General features: G+C 55.8%; 16 protein-coding genes. 5 read left to right on the top strand and 11 right to left on the bottom strand.

The window, feature by feature from the left end; translation table 11 throughout:
- Window positions 1–109 precede the first annotated feature (109 nt).
- The 3 genes from PU624_RS12650 to pdeR all read left to right on the top strand — a co-directional run bounded on the left by PU624_RS12650 (window position 110) and on the right by pdeR (window position 4,607).
- Window positions 110–2,179, top strand: a complete 2,070-nt coding sequence (locus tag PU624_RS12650) for a carbon starvation CstA family protein (RefSeq protein ID WP_283547888.1) — start codon at window positions 110–112, stop codon at window positions 2,177–2,179.
- Window positions 2,172–2,462: a YbdD/YjiX family protein gene (locus PU624_RS12645; RefSeq protein ID WP_283547887.1), complete on the top strand. Its 291-nt coding sequence runs from the start codon at window positions 2,172–2,174 to the stop codon at window positions 2,460–2,462. Before PU624_RS12650 ends, PU624_RS12645 begins: the two co-directional genes overlap by 8 nt.
- Window positions 2,463–2,621: 159 nt before the next feature.
- Complete coding sequence (pdeR, locus tag PU624_RS12640) at window positions 2,622–4,607, top strand: cyclic di-GMP phosphodiesterase (protein ID WP_283547886.1); 1,986 nt, start codon at window positions 2,622–2,624, stop codon at window positions 4,605–4,607.
- Window positions 4,608–4,619: 12 nt separating this feature from the next.
- Here pdeR and PU624_RS12635 read toward each other — a convergent pair whose 3' ends face one another.
- The 3 genes from PU624_RS12635 to araD all read right to left on the bottom strand — a co-directional run bounded on the left by PU624_RS12635 (window position 4,620) and on the right by araD (window position 7,531).
- Window positions 4,620–5,486 carry a crotonase/enoyl-CoA hydratase family protein gene (locus tag PU624_RS12635; RefSeq protein WP_003853843.1) on the bottom strand — a complete coding sequence of 289 codons (867 nt, stop codon included), beginning with the start codon at window positions 5,484–5,486 and terminating at the stop codon, window positions 4,620–4,622.
- A gap of 145 nt (window positions 5,487–5,631) precedes the next feature.
- Window positions 5,632–6,615 carry a 2-keto-3-deoxygluconate transporter gene (kdgT, locus tag PU624_RS12630; RefSeq protein WP_283547978.1) on the bottom strand — a complete coding sequence of 328 codons (984 nt, stop codon included), beginning with the start codon at window positions 6,613–6,615 and terminating at the stop codon, window positions 5,632–5,634.
- A 217-nt stretch (window positions 6,616–6,832) separates the two neighbouring features.
- The gene (gene araD / locus PU624_RS12625) at window positions 6,833–7,531 is read right to left on the bottom strand and encodes an L-ribulose-5-phosphate 4-epimerase (RefSeq protein ID WP_283547885.1); all 699 of its coding nucleotides are present in this window, start codon (window positions 7,529–7,531) and stop codon (window positions 6,833–6,835) included.
- A gap of 352 nt (window positions 7,532–7,883) precedes the next feature.
- Here araD and osmB point away from each other — a divergent pair, with 352 nt between their 5' ends.
- Window positions 7,884–8,099 (top strand): osmotically-inducible lipoprotein OsmB, encoded by a 216-nt coding sequence (gene osmB / locus PU624_RS12620; RefSeq protein ID WP_003853848.1) that lies wholly within the window; start codon window positions 7,884–7,886, stop codon window positions 8,097–8,099.
- Between the two features lie 78 nt (window positions 8,100–8,177).
- On the opposite strand, the gene yciH is transcribed toward osmB, so the two are convergent.
- From yciH to pgpB, 5 genes are all read right to left on the bottom strand, one after another.
- Window positions 8,178–8,501: a stress response translation initiation inhibitor YciH gene (gene yciH / locus PU624_RS12615; protein ID WP_039660138.1), complete on the bottom strand. Its 324-nt coding sequence runs from the start codon at window positions 8,499–8,501 to the stop codon at window positions 8,178–8,180.
- Window positions 8,501–9,220, bottom strand: a complete 720-nt coding sequence (pyrF, locus tag PU624_RS12610) for an orotidine-5'-phosphate decarboxylase (protein WP_283547884.1) — start codon at window positions 9,218–9,220, stop codon at window positions 8,501–8,503. Before pyrF ends, yciH begins: the two co-directional genes overlap by 1 nt.
- 197 nt (window positions 9,221–9,417) lie before the next feature.
- Entirely contained in the window at window positions 9,418–10,587 is a 1,170-nt protein-coding gene (gene lapB, locus PU624_RS12605) for a lipopolysaccharide assembly protein LapB (protein WP_283547883.1), read from the bottom strand.
- 6 nt (window positions 10,588–10,593) lie between these two features.
- On the bottom strand, window positions 10,594–10,902 hold the full coding sequence (locus tag PU624_RS12600) for a LapA family protein (protein ID WP_010244487.1): 309 nt from the start codon (window positions 10,900–10,902) through the stop codon (window positions 10,594–10,596).
- 134 nt (window positions 10,903–11,036) lie between these two features.
- Window positions 11,037–11,795 (bottom strand): phosphatidylglycerophosphatase B, encoded by a 759-nt coding sequence (gene pgpB / locus PU624_RS12595; RefSeq protein ID WP_283547882.1) that lies wholly within the window; start codon window positions 11,793–11,795, stop codon window positions 11,037–11,039.
- A gap of 272 nt (window positions 11,796–12,067) precedes the next feature.
- Here pgpB and ribA point away from each other — a divergent pair, with 272 nt between their 5' ends.
- Complete coding sequence (gene ribA / locus PU624_RS12590; protein ID WP_010244482.1) at window positions 12,068–12,661, top strand: GTP cyclohydrolase II; 594 nt, start codon at window positions 12,068–12,070, stop codon at window positions 12,659–12,661.
- 31 nt (window positions 12,662–12,692) lie between these two features.
- Here the strand turns inward: ribA and acnA are convergent, their stop codons facing one another.
- The 3 genes from acnA to PU624_RS12580 form a co-directional block, all read right to left on the bottom strand.
- Window positions 12,693–15,374, bottom strand: coding sequence for an aconitate hydratase AcnA (gene acnA / locus PU624_RS12585; RefSeq protein ID WP_283547881.1), 2,682 nt, complete (start codon window positions 15,372–15,374; stop codon window positions 12,693–12,695).
- A 419-nt stretch (window positions 15,375–15,793) separates the two neighbouring features.
- On the bottom strand, window positions 15,794–15,973 hold the full coding sequence (locus tag PU624_RS22310; RefSeq protein WP_502921582.1) for a YciX family protein: 180 nt from the start codon (window positions 15,971–15,973) through the stop codon (window positions 15,794–15,796).
- 4 nt (window positions 15,974–15,977) lie between these two features.
- Window positions 15,978–16,136, bottom strand: a complete 159-nt coding sequence (locus PU624_RS12580; protein WP_003853864.1) for a YmiA family putative membrane protein — start codon at window positions 16,134–16,136, stop codon at window positions 15,978–15,980.
- Window positions 16,137–16,184: the final 48 nt, after the last annotated feature.

The raw sequence follows: 16,184 nt of genomic DNA, 5'->3' as shown, positions 1-16,184 counted from the left end.
ACCCCGCTTCACACTTCTCCACTGATTAACTTTCACTTACATTCCATTACATTAAGTTTGACTCGTTGTTTTCGATCGCTTCCCTCTCGGTCCTCACAAGGAGTTAGTCATGAAAAACGTCAAAACCAGTGTGATCTGGTTAGTGGTGGCGTTAATCGGCGCGGGCGCTTTCGCCATGCTGGCCCTCAGCCGCGGCGAACACGTCAATGCAGTCTGGCTGGTGATAGCCGCTGTCGCCTGTTACAGCATCGCTTATCGCTTCTACAGCCTGTTTATCGCCCGCAATATTTTTGAACTGGACGACCGCCGGATGACACCTGCCGAGCGGCTGAGCGACGGGCTGGATTATGTCCCGACCAATAAATGGGTGCTGTTTGGTCACCACTTCGCGGCCATTGCCGGTGCCGGTCCGCTGGTCGGTCCGATTCTGGCGGCGCAGATGGGCTTTCTGCCCGGCACCATCTGGATCCTCGTCGGGGTCATGCTGGCAGGCGCAGTTCAGGACTTCCTGATCCTGTTTATCTCCACCCGCCGTGATGGCCGTTCGCTGGGCGAGATGGCGCGGCAGGAGCTGGGCGCATTTGCCGGTGTGGTGACGATGCTCGGGGCGCTGGGCGTGATGATCATTATCCTGTCGGCGCTGGCGCTGGTGGTGGTGAAGGCGCTGGCGAACAGCCCGTGGGGCCTGTTTACCATCGCGGCCACCATTCCGATTGCGCTGTTTATGGGCGTTTACATGCGCTTTATCCGCCCAGGTAAAATTGCCGAAGTGTCCCTGATTGGCTTTGTGCTGATGATGGCGGCGATTATCTATGGCGGCGACGTAGCCCGGCATCCTTACTGGGGCCCCTTCTTTACCCTGAAAGGCACTTCGCTGACCTGGGTGCTGGTGATTTACGGCTTTATCGCCTCCGTGCTGCCGGTCTGGCTGCTGCTGGCACCGCGTGACTACCTTTCGACCTTCCTTAAAATCGGCGTGATTGTCGGTCTGGCTGTGGGTATCGTCTTTGCCATGCCGGAGATGAAAATGCCGGCGGTGACCAAATTTATCGACGGCACCGGCCCGGTATTCTCCGGCGCAATGTTCCCGTTCCTGTTTATTACTATTGCCTGCGGCGCGATCTCTGGCTTCCACGCGCTGGTTTCCAGCGGTACCACACCAAAACTAATCGAGCGGGAAAGCCATATCCGCTTTATTGGCTATGGCGCGATGCTGATGGAGTCCTTTGTGGCGATCATGGCGCTGATTTGTGCCTCGGTGCTGGATCCGGGCGTCTACTTTGCCATGAACTCACCGGCCGCGCTGATTGGCACCACGGTTGAAAGCGCCTCTCAGGTGATCAACGGCTGGGGCTTTGTCGTCACGCCAGAAATGCTGAGCGGTATTGCCCGCGATGTGGGTGAAGGCTCGATTCTCTCCCGCGCAGGCGGTGCGCCGACCTTCGCCGTGGGCATGGCTCACATCATTACCGAGATCTTTAACAGCCGGGCGATGATGGCCTTCTGGTATCACTTCGCCATCCTGTTTGAGGCGCTGTTCATCCTGACCGCCGTGGATGCCGGTACCCGCGCCTGCCGTTTCATGGTGCAGGATCTGGTCGGCACGGTGGTGCCGTCTATGGCGAACAACCGCTCCTGGCTCGGCAATATGGCAGGCACGACCGTCGCGGTCGCGGGCTGGGGCTTCTTTGTCTATCAGGGCGTGGTCGATCCGCTGGGCGGCATTAACACCCTGTGGCCACTGTTTGGTATCGGCAACCAGATGCTGGCGTCGATGGCATTGATTCTTGGCACCGTGGTGCTGTTCAAAATGAAAAAGCAGCGTTATGCCTGGGTGACGATTTTGCCGACCGTCTGGTTGTTTATTACCTCGATGACCGCAGGCTGGCAGAAGATCTTCCATGAGAAACCGTCTATCGGCTTCCTGGCGCAGGCTAATAAGTTCCGCAAAGGGCTGGATGAAGGCGTGATCATTGCGCCGGCAAAAAGCGTGGCGGATATGCAGACCATCGTATTCAGCAATCAGATTAACGCCGCGCTGTGTGCCTTCTTTATGCTGGTGGCGGTAACCATGCTGGTCTCGGCGTTCTTTGTGATTCGGCGCGCGCTGAACAGTTCGGTACCGACCACCAGCGAGACGCCGGTGGCACTGCGCAACAAGGAGGTGCGTCATGTCTGATGCTATCTGTCAGGCCCACCGGCCTAAGGGGAAGTGGCAGATCATCCGCTGCCACCCGGCATTTTCCGTACCGCCTGAAACCTTTAGCTGGCGTGGATTCTGGCGCGGCTTGCAGCAGTGCTTTCGCTTAATGGTCGGCGTGCAGGATTATCAAAAATATCTGCAGCATATGCGTCTGCATCATCCCGATCAGCCGCCGATGAATGAGCGTGATTTCCACCGTTACTGTCTGGACGCCCGCTTCCCCAGCCAGGCGGGTAAACTGGGCAAATGTCCCTGCTGAATGCCCTTAACAGCCCCGCACAGGCGGGGCTTTTTTGTGCCATTCTTATCTGGATGGGAAAATATATTCAGTTTGCATCTTGTGCTTGCATCAGATGATGAATACTGTTGCTAAAATAATGAGATAACGCCTGCAGAGCACTTCCCGGAGGAAGTTTCCATGACCGATGAACACGGGCAAACGTTGTTGTACACGCTGTTTGGTACAACCAGCCCTCATTGGCGTCTGACGGCGGACAGCGATGCGTTGCATTTTGCCGAAGATGAGTCGTCACAAACCAATATCGCCCTGCCGTTAACACCTGGCCAGGCCGCAATGATCCGCGCGATGCCGGTCATCACCTCAAGTATCAATCTGACCATGACTCTGCAGGGCATTGATGTGCCTATGCATTTTGTCGGGCGCAAAGTGAATCAGGCCTCCTGGGCAGGAACGGCTTCAGCCTGGGGCGATACGTCTGCGGTCGCCCGCGATTTAACCCTGGGTCTTTCATTCGCCGAACAGGTGGTGTCTGAAGCCAACTCCGTGATTGTGATCCTCGATCAGCGCGGCAATATTCAGCGTTTTAACCGCCTGAGTGAAGAATATACCGGCCTGAATGAGCATGAGGTTATTGGCCGCAACGTCTTTCAGCTGTTTATGACCAAACAGGAAGCCTCACAGTCGCGACGCAACATTGCGGGCTTCTTCCGCGACGGCAACTCCTATGAAGTCGAGCGCTGGGTTAAAACCAAAAAGGGCCAGCGACTGTTCTTGTTTCGTAATAAGTTCGTTCACAGCGGCAGTGGCAAAAATGAAATTTTCCTCATCTGTTCTGGCACAGACATCACAGAGGAGCGACGGGCTCAGGAACGCCTTCGGGTGCTGGCAAACACCGATACCGTGACCGGTTTGCCTAATCGCAACGCAATTCATCAACAGATTAGCCTGGCGCTGGAGCGAGCGGAGAGCGATGAGACCGGTGTGGTCTATCTCGATCTCGATAATTTCAAAAAAGTGAATGACGCCTACGGTCATATGTTCGGCGATCAGTTACTGCAGGCCGTCTCGCTGGCAATTCTCAGCTGTCTGGGTAAAGACCAGACGCTGGGTCGTCTGGGTGGTGATGAGTTTGTGGTGCTGGCTGAGCACACCAGCCAGGCGGCACTGGAAGCGATGTCCTCGCGCATTCTTGAGCGCCTGCGTCAGCCTTTCCGTATCGGACTCATCGAAGTATACAGCGGCTGCTCTATCGGCATCGCCTTCGCGCCGCTGCACGGCGAAGATCGTGAGAGCCTGATTCGTAACGCGGATACCGCGATGTATCACGCCAAAGAGAACGGTCGCGGCAAGTTCTGCGTCTTTGCGGCCGAGATGAACCAGCGGGTCTTTGAATATCTGTGGCTGGACACCAACCTGCGCAAGGCGCTGGAGCTGGATCACCTGCTGGTCCATTACCAGCCGAAGATCGACAGCGATGGCCAGGTCCGCAGCGCCGAAGCGCTGGTGCGCTGGAACTCCCCTGAGCGGGGTCTGGTTTCTCCCGCTGATTTCATTCCCTACGCCGAAGAGTCGGGACTGATTGTGCCGCTGGGACGCTGGGTGATGCTCAACGTGCTGAAGCAGATTATCCTCTGGCGCCAGCAGGGCATTTTCCTGCGCGTCGCCGTCAACGTGTCGGCACGTCAGCTGATCGATCAAAGTATCTACACCGACCTGAAACAGGCGCTGCACGAGGCGAATATCACCGACTGTCCGATTGATATTGAGCTGACTGAAAGCTGTCTGATTGAGAATGAGACCGAAGCGCTGAAGCTGATGAAGCAGTTCCAGGAGCTGGGCGCGCAGGTGCATCTGGATGACTTTGGCACCGGTTACTCTTCGCTTTCTCAGCTGGCCCGTGTGCCGATCAATGCGATTAAACTCGACCAGAGCTTTATCCGCGATATTAACAAGCAGCCGGTTTCACAATCGCTGGTGCGTGCTATCGTCGCCGTCGCCAAGGCGCTCGATTTGCAGGTGATTGCTGAAGGTATTGAGACCCCGGATGAAGAGAAGTTTGTCCTCAAAAGTGGTGTCGATGGGCGTCAGGGTTACTATTACGCAAAACCAATGCCCGCGGAACAATTTGGGCATTGGCTGGCTAAGCATCCTGCCCGCGTTTAACGCTGGTTCAGATTAACCCGCTTTACGCAGTGATGCGCTGTGGCGGTTCTGTAACTGGACCAGGCGTTCCATGTAAGCAATGTCTTTGGGTTCGATGGTAAACGCATAATCGACCCAGTCTTCGGTGATATCCATCAGCTCGGCGCGTGACAATTGCAGCACGCGCTGACGCGCTTTCAGCATCGCCCGCACGCCATTGAGTTTTGGCCGTAACGTATCGATAAAGGTGCGTGTGGCACGGTAGCTGTCGCCCGGCTGGAAGACTTTATCCACCAGTCCACGCGTCTCATACCACTCCGCGCTGTGGGACTCTCCTTCACAGATCAACTCCTCTGCCAGTTTCATGCCGGAACGACGCGCCACCAGTGAGTAGCCGCCCATGCCGGGAAACAGGTTGAAAGCGATTTCCGGGAAGCCCATCCGCGCGTTGTTCTGCGCCAGAATGAAGTGGTGCGCCAGCGCCGCTTCGAATCCACCGCCTAACGCACTGCCCTCAATCATCGCCAGCGTCACCGCGCCGGTATCGAACCCACGTGCTGCCGAATGGATGCAGTCAACGCAGGCACGGGCATAGGCCCGCAGCGCCTCACGGCGGTTGTTGCGAATGCACTCGACGAAGAAGCGCAGATCGCCACCGGCGTTGAACATCTGCGGCACCAGTGAACCGGTGACCCAGAAGTCGATTGGCAGACCGGAACGCTGCGCGGCATAGCTCAGGTTCATGATCTCCTCAATCAGTTCATGGTTGAAGCTCGGACGGGGCTGTGCACGCAGCATCATCCACATGGTACGACGCCCTTCTTCGTAATAGGCGACTAACTGCGTGGTGTTGCCGACTTCGGTAAATAATCTGCACGTTGCTTGGTTAATAACTGTCATTGTCTCATCCTCTGTTTATATTTTGATGCGTTAAATACGCCACATCAGCGTAATGCAGAGTGAGGCCAGACCAAATGAGAGATTGATTTACAACACAAAATCCAGAGTGATCCCCGACTCGCGCGCCGGGGATTGATTAGGTGGGTTACTTAATAGCGGCACGCTGCCCGACGGCAACATGAAGACGCTTAAGACGTTTTGAATAGATGGCAGTAATGATGGGTACCAGAACAGAGGTCACAATCACGGAAGTGGCAACCAGCGCCGTCGCCGCAGGCGCCACCAGTTTAAACTGCGGCAGCATCTCGGCAATCAGCACCGGTGTCGCCACCGCCGCACCTGCCGTACTGGATGCCGCGATGCCAGCCGTGCCATCCCCGCCGCCAATCAGCCGATCGGCCAGAATGAGCGGGATACCGGTAATGATGATCACGGCTATACCGAGCATGATGCCCAGCAGCCCGGTTTCCGCAATCACCCCCAGGTTAATGGTGTTACCCAGGGCAAAGGCGAAGAACGGGATCAGCGTATGTACAGCTTTACCGAAGAAGTCGCGCAGCTCGGGATCAAGATTCCCTAATGCAAATCCCACCACAAACGGCAGGACCGCGCCGACGAAGATGTGTGGCTCAAACGAGGCGATTCCGGCCGTGCCCAGAATAACCATGGTCATCAGTGGCCCGGACTCCAGCGACATCAGCACAAAGGCACCCGCTTCCTCTTTAGAACCATACTGCTGCATGATGGAGGCATAGAGTCCGCCATTGGTCATATCCATCGCGGCCACCAGCGCCAGCGTCGATAACCCGGCGAACATCCCCACTTCCACCCCATTTTCCGGCATCACCCGCGAGGCGATGGCGGCCACGACCCAGGCCACGGCAATTTTAGTCAGCACCAGCGTGCCCGATTTACGCAGCACCGTTCCGGTGGCGCTGAGCTTAATCGATGCGCCCATACAGAAGAACCAGACGGCCAGAATCGGCACGGTGCCGGTCATCAGACCATTGGTGAATGAACCGAAGTATTTCCCGGCTCCGGGAGAGAAGGTATGACAGAGTGCGCCAATAAACAGCGGAATGAGCATCATGCCGCCCGGAATTTTATCTATAGCCCGTTTGATATGCATAGCGGTGTCACCTTTGCTTTGCCAGTGTGGGTGCAGGAAGTGCCCGAAGGCGATGCAGGCAAAGTAGTGACTTAAGGTGACCAAAACAGTGATCGCCTCGATGAAATGAAACGCTGTTTTACTTTTGTTGATAGGTTGTTTTGATAACTATGATGGGGATCGCCATACCAGTCTCAAAAGAGACCAAAAAAAACGGGACGCCATGGCGTCCCGCGCGTTATTTTTGCCCGTACCAGGCATTCTCGCCATGCTTTCGCAGGTAGTGCAGGTCAAGCAGCGTCTGGTTGATTGGCGGCAGGTCAGGGGTTAGCTGCTGGCTGAACAGGCCCATATAGGCCACCTCCTCCAGCACCACCGCGCTGTGCACGGCGGCGTGGGCGTCTTTCCCCCACGCGAAAGGGCCGTGCGAGTTGACCAGCACCCCAGGGATTGCCGAAGGTGACAATCCGCGCTGCGCGAAGGTTTCGATAATCACTTCACCGGTGTTCCACTCGTACTCGTGCTGAATCTCTTCGTTGCGCATTGCACGGGTACAGGGAATCTCACCATAGAAATCGTCGGCGTGGGTGGTTCCCCAGGCTGGAATCGGTCGTCCAGCCTGCGCCCAGATGGTTGCATGACGCGAATGAGTATGGACAATGCCACCGACTTCCGGCCAGGCGAGATAGAGCGCGCGGTGCGTCGCGGTGTCCGATGATGGGCGTTTGTCCCCTTCCACGACCCTGCCACTCGCCAGATCGACGACGACCATGTCGTCACGCTTCATCACCTCATAGCGCACGCCGGAAGGTTTGATCACCAGCAAACCCTGCTCGCGATCAATCGCGCTGACATTGCCCCAGGTGAAGGTCACCAGGTTGTATTTCGGTAGATCCAGATTCGCGTCCAGAACCTGTTGTTTAAGATGTTCCAGCATGCCTTTTCTCCTGCTGACAATCGTCCCTGAATTTTGCGGAGTCGGACGCCAAAGGGTTATGGAGCAAATGGCTATAAACGCAGAAGGAATGGCTGTGAATGCAAAAATGTGCCGTGATTTCAGAATTATCTATCTTCGGAATTTTTGCAGAACGCATAGAATCTTCTCAGGCAATGCGTGGACCTGTTCAGTCGGGCTGGCATTGTGACTCACCCGCTACAAACGGTTTGTCCATGGTGATCACATTTCTATGCCGTCAGGGATGCGGCAATGATGCGACACAAGCGGGCTGAGGAAATATCGGAGCTATACTAAGAGTGTTGCCTCTGTGAGCACATCAAAGGAGAAGGGTATGACAACAACAATGAAACGAATCACTGCCGTTGTACTGGCGACCACGTTAGCTGTTGCACTGAGCGGCTGTTCTAACTGGTCTAAGCGTGACCGCAACACCGCCATTGGCGCGGGCGCGGGTGCGATTGGGGGTTCAGTCTTGACCAATGGTAGCGCACTCGGCACAGTCGGTGGCGCCGCTGTCGGTGGTATTATCGGTCATCAGGTCCACTAAGGACCTTATTAAAAGAATAGTCGGCTACGCTAAGCATCTATATGACAATCGGGCTACTCTGGTAGCCCGATTTTTTATTCAGCCGCCCGCCAGTTTGACCTTCATGCCTTTGGCTTCCAGCAGACTTTTCAGTAAATCGCGTTTATCACCCTGAATTTCGATGACGCCTTCTTTGACTGAACCGCCACAGCCGCACTTCTTTTTCAACTCCGCCGCCAGCAGCGTCAGTGCCGCGTCATCCAGGTCGATGCCGGTGATCAGGCAGACGCCTTTGCCCTTGCGTCCGCTGGTCTGACGCTGGATGCGCACAATGCCGTCCCCTTTTGGCCGCTCCGCTTTGGTCTCCGGCTGAGTAATGCGCCCGCTGTCGGTGGAGTAAACCAGTCGATTATCATCTGCCATTACTGTGTCTCCAGACTGTGCAGGATCGCCTGCAGGGTGGCAGCGGGATCGGCTGACTGGGTGATCGGACGCCCGATGACCATATAGTCCACGCCCGCCTGCTTCGCCTGCTGGGGCGTCATGATGCGACGCTGATCGCCTGCATCACTGCCGGCCGGGCGAATCCCCGGCGTGACCAGCGCAAAGTCCTGCCCCAGGACCTGTTTGAAGCGAACGGCTTCATGCGCGGAACAGACCACACCATCCAGCCCGCATGACTGTGTCAGCTTCGCCAGTCGCTCTGCCTGTTCGGCAGGAGAAAGCGTGATGCCCAGCCCTTTGAGATCGTCGGCATCCATGCTGGTCAGTACGGTCACGGCAATCAGCAGCGGCGCATCCTGGCCAAAAGGAAGCAGCGCCTCACGCGCCGCGTTCATCATCCGCGCCCCGCCGCTGGCATGAACGTTGACCATCCAGACACCCAGATCGGCCGCGGCCGCCACGGCGTGTGCGGTGGTGTTGGGAATATCGTGGAATTTCAGATCGAGGAAGATTTCAAAGCCGCGTTGCTGCAGGGTTTTAACCAGCGCGGGGCCGAACAGCGTAAACATCTCTTTGCCCACCTTCAGGCGGCAACTGCGGGGATCGATCTGGTCGACGAAACGCAGGGCGCTGTCGAGGTCATGATAATCCAGCGCGACCAGAATCGGCGAAGCGGTCACGTTGTGGGGTGAAGGCATGGCATTTCCTCTGCAGTTGGCACCCGCAGGCGCAATAGACAAACGGCAAGCATTCTACCTGCGGTGTCTGACCATCACAATCGCCATTGCCCCTCTGCCCGGCAATTTCTGCACTCTTGCTGAGGGCCGGAAGGAGATAACACAAATAGTATGTTGTAACTATAATGGGTGTTATCCATGAATCTGAAACGGCCTTGTTACTGGCCGTCGAGACCGCGAATGGGTTTAACGGATGACCAGGTGCGGCAGGATGGGCAGTGCCAGTAGAGTGCGTGAGCGGTAAAGCCACACTTCTGGCAGCGATAGCGCGGCTTGGTGCGGATCTGTTCACCAACCATGTCACGCAGCACCATCAGGCTATCTTTAGCGCGCCCTTCTTCCGCTTCATGCAGGTTTAAATCCATCAGGCGATGGAACACGCGCATCGTAGGATGACGCTGCAGCTGACGACTGATGTAGTTCTGAGCCGCTTCAGGTCCCTGCTGCTGCTCAAGAATGTCAGAGAGATAGAGTTCCGCTGCCGCACCGGTGTTCTCTTCCACACAGCGCTGCAGGAAGTCAGCCCAGGCGTCTGGCTGATTAAGCCGCTGGAAACAGGTTTCCAGCATACCCAGCGTTTCACTGACCAGCTCTTTATCCTGATCCAGCACGCGCTGCAGATGACCCACCGCTTTGGCGAAGTCCTCTTTCTCCATCAGAATACGGCCCATCATGATAGAGATGCGTGCGCTGTTGCGATCGGCCGCCTCCCCTTTCTTCAGCAGGCTCATTGCGCGATCCAGATCGTCGCTGCTCATCGCCTGCAACGCCAGTTCGCAATAGAAGTGGGCGATTTCGCCTTTCTGCTTCTCTTTGCCGAGCTTAACCAGTCGTTCTGCAACCTCAATCGCCTGTTGCCAGTCGCTGGTTGCCTGATGGATCAGCAGCAGTTGCTGCAGCGCGCCCACCCGGAAGTCAGTTTCGTCGGTGAGCTGCTTAAACATATCTTCAGCGCGGTCATATAAACCGGCCGCCATGTAGTCGCGACCCAGCTGCTGCACGGCGAGCAGACGCTGTTCATAGCTCAGGGAAGCACTTTCCATTAACGCCTGATGGATGCGAATGGCGCGGTCAACCTCCCCGCGCGATCGGAACAGATTACCCAGCGTCAGGTGCGCTTCAACCGTGCCGCTGTCCTCTTTCAGCATATCGAGGAACAGATCGACCGCTTTGTCCTGCTGATTTGAGAGCAGGAAGTTTACGCCAGCGACATATTCACGAGAGAGTCGGTTGGCTTCCTGTTGCTTGTCCTGATGTGCGCTGCGACGGCCCATATACCAGCCATACGCAGCCGCCACCGGCAGTAACAGAAACAGCAATTCATGCATCGGGGATTATTCCCGGCCAGCCGGAGAAGATGGCGTGGTCGCCAGAGCGGTACTCTGCTCGATTTGGGTCTGCATACGCTTGATTTTCCGGTTGGCATTCGCCAGAGAGACGCGGGTCCGTAACCAGAACAGACCGCAGATGATCCAGCCAAGCACGAAACCTGCGCCAAACAGTGATGCCAGTAAGGTCGAGATGCTGAACTCACCCTGCGCCAGCAGATAGTTAAAAGTAATGACCTGATCGTTGTGCGCACCCAGGGTGACGGAAATAATGAAAATGACCAGTACTACTAAAAAAATCAGCAAATATTTCACAGTGCATCCCGTTGTGAGGTTGTCAGGTAGAATTATGCCAAAACTCCAGCAAAAATGCTGCTCCCAGCAGCATCGGGCGAGTCGCTTTTGCGCAGGCCTGCCTAATAATATGGGGTCTTGAGGGAGAATTACAATCAGGGCTCCCGCTGCGCCACCTCTTTTTGCTCTTCCGGCGGCAGCGTCAGCGGGCCACAGAAACGCTGTGCCAGCCACGTTGCAACGGTAACCAGTATCCAGGAAAGGACCGTTGCCATTGCCAGATCGCGCGGCCAGTGCATGCCCAGCAGCAGACGGCTCGCCATCACGCCAGTGGCCCACAGGAAGATCACCACCACGCTTTTATAGTGCCGACGCGGCCAGAGCAGACCCAATGCCAGCAGCGCCCAGCTGGCAGCAAACATGGTATGACCCGACGGAAAGGCAAAACCGGTTTCAAACGCCCAGTGCCGTTTCAGCCAGCCTGGAATCTGCGTCTCATCGGCAATCAGTGAGGTCACCATCTCGCCGCGCTGTTTGCGCTTCAGCTCGTAGAACGTTTTCTCATCCAGGCCGTGATGCTGTTCCAGCCAGATCACATAGGGACGCGGCTCCTGAATCTGCTCTTTGATAAAGGATTTGGTGTACTGCCCGGCCAGAATCGTCGCGTTCATGATCAGCAGCAGCAAAATGGCGGGCTTCAGGCGAAAGCGCAGGCACCAGAGCATCCAGGCACTCAGCAGCACGCTGGTAATAATCCCCCACGGATTGGTGACGGTTTCAGTCATCCAGAAGAGACCTTTCAGCACCGCATTGCTTTCGCCCGGCTGCCAGCGCCAGCCGGTAAGCCAGACGGTAACCGGTATGATCAGCAGCACCAGCATTCCGAAGGTGGTACGACGCGAAATCTTAAACATCCTCTTCCCTTATCCCGGTGTCAAAAGACAACAATTGCATAACTTTCTCTTCCCTTATCCCGGTGTCAAAAGACAACAATTGCATAACTTTAGCTTAAAAAAGAATAACATAACCGTTGCCGATTGGATAATTGTGCTTTATCACTGCAATTGGTATCAGAGATTACCAGCCCGCTTGCGGGTTGTGGCACAATATTGCACGTTTGTCGGGCCACACCGGCCTGTGCACTATCATGATGATAGTGCATCCTCTGAAGGTTCTGGAGAGTCACATGCAGCTTAAACGGGTGGCAGAAGCCAAACTGCCCACGCCATGGGGAGATTTCCTGATGGTTGGTTTTGAAGAACTGGCAACCGGACATGACCACGTTGCACTGGTCTTTGGTGATATTAACGATAACGAGCCGGTACTGGCGCGCGTTCATTCCGAATGCCTGACCGGCGATGCTCTCTTCAGCCTGCGTTGCGACTGTGGTTTTCAGCTGGAAGCCGCCCTCAATGCCATCGCAGAAGAGGGTCGCGGCGCGCTGCTTTATCATCGTCAGGAAGGCCGTAACATTGGCCTGCTGAATAAGATTCGCGCCTATGCGTTGCAGGATAAAGGTTACGACACCGTAGAAGCGAACCATCAGCTGGGCTTTGCCGCCGATGAGCGCGACTTCACCCTGTGCGCCGATATGTTCAAACTGCTGGGCGTTAATGAAGTGCGTCTGCTGACCAATAACCCACGCAAAGTGGAGATCCTGAGCGAAGCCGGGATCAACATCGTTGAGCGTGTGCCGCTGGTCGTGGGGCGTAACCCGAAGAATGCGCACTATCTGGATACGAAAGCGGAAAAGATGGGGCATCTGCTGCCGAAGTCATAAATGAAAAAGCCGGGTCTCCCCGGCTTTTTTGTCAGTCCAGCATGTTACGGATAACGTAGTGCAGGATGCCGTCATTGCGGTAATAGGTCAGCTCATTACCGGTGTCGATGCGACAGCGGGTGTCGAGTTCTTCCTTACTTCCATCAGCACGGGTCAGCGTTACTTTCACGCTGCAGCCTGGCGTCAGCGCCTGAAGATTCTCCACGTCGATACGCTCCTCACCGGTCAGCCCCAGAGTTTTGCGTGTCACGCCCTGCGGGAACTCCAGCGGCAGAATGCCCATCCCAATCAGGTTGGAGCGGTGAATACGCTCGAAGGATTCCGCGATCACGACCCTGACGCCCTGCAGGCGTGGCCCTTTGGCCGCCCAGTCGCGGCTGGAACCGGAGCCATACTCCAGACCGGCAATCACCGCCAGCGGCACACCCTCCGCCTGATACTTCATCGCCGCATCATAGATGGCCAGCTGTTCGCCACTCGGATAGTGACGGGTGTAACCGCCCTCCACGCCCGGCACCATCTCATTGCGGATACGGATATTGGCGAACGTACCCCGCATCATCACTTCATGGTTACCGCGACGCGAACCATAGGAGTTGAAGTCGTTGCGCTCAACACCATGTGACAGCAGATAACGCCCGGCCGGACTTTCCGCCTTAATGCTGCCCGCTGGCGAGATATGGTCTGTGGTGACGGAGTCGCCCAGCAAGGCGAGCACCCGTGCGCCTCGGATATCCTGCACCGGCTTAGGCTTTTTCTCCATGTCATCAAAGAACGGCGACAGACGGATGTAAGTCGAGCCTTCATCCCAGTCGTAGGTTGCCGCTTCACTGACCTTAATCTCCTGCCACTCGGGTGTGCCATCGAAGACTTCGGCGTACTCTTTGTGGAACATGTCGCTGGTGACCTGCTGCACGGCGGTGGCGATCTCTTCCGGTGACGGCCAGATATCTTTCAGGTACACCGGCTGGCCCTGACGATCGTGGCCCAGCGGCTCGGTCTGCAGGTTGATCTTCATGTTACCCGCCAGCGCATAGGCCACCACCAGCGGTGGCGACGCCAGCCAGTTGGTTTTAATCAGCGGATGAATACGGCCTTCAAAGTTACGGTTACCGGACAGCACGGCTCCCACCGTAAGATCGCCCGCTTTGATCGCAGACTCAATCTCATCTTTCAACGGTCCGGAGTTACCGATACAGGTGGTACAGCCATAACCGACCAGGTTAAAGCCCAGTTCGTCGAGATAGGAGGTCAGCTGCGCGACGGCCAGATAGTCGGAAACCACTTTAGACCCTGGCGCCAGCGAAGCTTTCACCCACGGCTGGCGTTTCAGACCCCGCTCGACCGCTTTTTTCGCCAGCAGGCCGGCCGCCATCAGCACGCTGGGATTCGACGTGTTGGTACAGGAGGTAATCGCACTGATCACCACCGCGCCATCGGTCAGCGTATGCGTCAGGCCGGTATCGCTGTCGGTATATTCGACGTTTTTATGGGGTTTCTGCGCCTGATTCACTTCCAGCTCGTTGCTGGCATCAAACGCAGCGGGCACATCGCCCAGTGAGACCCGATCCTGCGGACGTTTTGGTCCGGCAAGACTCGACTCCACTTCGTTCATATCCAGCGCCAGGGTACTGGTAAAGCGCGGCTCATCGCCCGGATTACGCCACAGGCCCTGCGCTTTGGCATAGGCTTCCACTAAGGCGACCTGATCGGCATCGCGGCCGGTCAGTGTCATATAGCTCAGCGTGACGTCATCGACCGGGAAGAATCCGCAGGTCGCGCCATATTCCGGGGCCATGTTAGCGATGGTCGCGCGGTCTGCCAGCGGCAGATCGGCCAGGCCATCACCGTAGAACTCAACAAATTTGCCCACAACGCCATGCTTACGCAGCATCTGAGTGACGGTCAGCACCAGGTCGGTTGCGGTGATACCCGCCCTGAGTTTGCCAGTCAGTTTGAAACCCACCACATCCGGGATCAGCATGGAGACAGGCTGACCGAGCATGGCCGCTTCGGCCTCGATTCCCCCGACTCCCCATCCCAGCACGCCCAGCGCGTTGATCATGGTGGTGTGGGAATCCGTGCCGACCAGCGTATCGGGCCAGGCGTACTCTTCACCGTTAACCGTTTCGTGCCAGATCGCCTTGCCGAGATATTCCAGGTTCACCTGATGGCAGATCCCGGTCCCCGGCGGCACGACGCGGAATTTATCAAACGCTTTCTGCCCCCAGCGCAGGAAGACGTAGCGCTCATGGTTGCGCTCCATCTCCAGCCGGACGTTCTCTTCAAAGGCGTCATCGTCGCCAAAATGATCGACCGTGACTGAGTGGTCGATCACCAGATCGACCGGCGATAACGGATTCACTTTGGCCACATCGCCGCCTAAACGGTTTACCGCTTCGCGCATCGCCGCCAGGTCAACCACGGCGGGAACGCCGGTAAAGTCCTGCATTAATACGCGGGCGGGACGATAGGCGATTTCACGATCGGCATGGGCATCTTTTTGCCAGTCAACCAGCGCCTGGATGTCCTCTGCCGTAACGGAGTCACCATCCTGCCAGCGCAGTAAATTTTCCAGCAAAACTTTGAGTGATTTGGGCAGGCTATCGATATTGCCGAAATGTTGAGCCGCGCGGGGAAGACTGAAGATGTGATATTTTTTGGTGTCGACCTGCAGTATTTCCTGACTCTGCTCGCGTAGGGTAGACGACATAGCTCCTCCTTTTTCGTTCATGGCCTTAAACCTTAGAGAGACAAAGGTTTATGTTAAAGATAGACCACAAATTCGTTAACGTTTTGATAACAACACAAATTGCTACAATCGCGCATAAACGAAAATGCCCCGTGAAGTCACGAGGCATCATAAAAAGGTGATTTTAATTCAAATTACAGCGTTATCCACACCGCCGCAGACCAGAACGCAAAGGAGAAAGCATACGCGCTGAGCCAGGACATTTTTATCATATTCATTTGGTTCACTCCTTCGCCGGAATCGGGCGTAAAAGTTTTTGCGGTCACCTGATTTAAGAGGTGACACCCTTTGGTCGTACAGGATGTGGAAAGGGGCATTTAAAAAGCCCGCCGGAAATTCCGGTAATAAAAGAACAGTTGGTAACAGGTGGTATGAAAACGTTATTTGTTTTTAGGGTCCAGAAACGACTCAATAAAAAGTCTCTGGTTATCACTCAAATCCCATGACTCGGGGATAGACACTTTCTCGTCCTTTGCAAGCGCTTCTTTTGCCTTACAGGCAACAGGCTTGTGCTGACGCGAGCTCAGGGAACGTTTATGGCTGAGTGTATTTGCCCACATGGCTTTAGCCCCAGATACGCCAGATCATTAACGCTACAACTACCCAGAACAGCGCAGAGGCAGCGAATACGGTTAACCAGGCGTTGCGACGGGTGTTGCCGGTACGCTCAACCTTGGTGCTTTTTGCCGGGAAACCCGGTTGTACAGTCAGTCGTGTATTCATAGTTTTTGATAATCACTCTCAACAAAATGATTGATAACATCGATTAAG

It is taken from the genome of Pantoea sp. Lij88, from assembly GCF_030062155.1.
Taxonomy (GTDB): domain Bacteria; phylum Pseudomonadota; class Gammaproteobacteria; order Enterobacterales; family Enterobacteriaceae; genus Pantoea.
The sequence above is the reverse complement of the archived record's forward strand: the minus strand, read 5'-3'. Positions and strand labels throughout refer to the sequence as shown.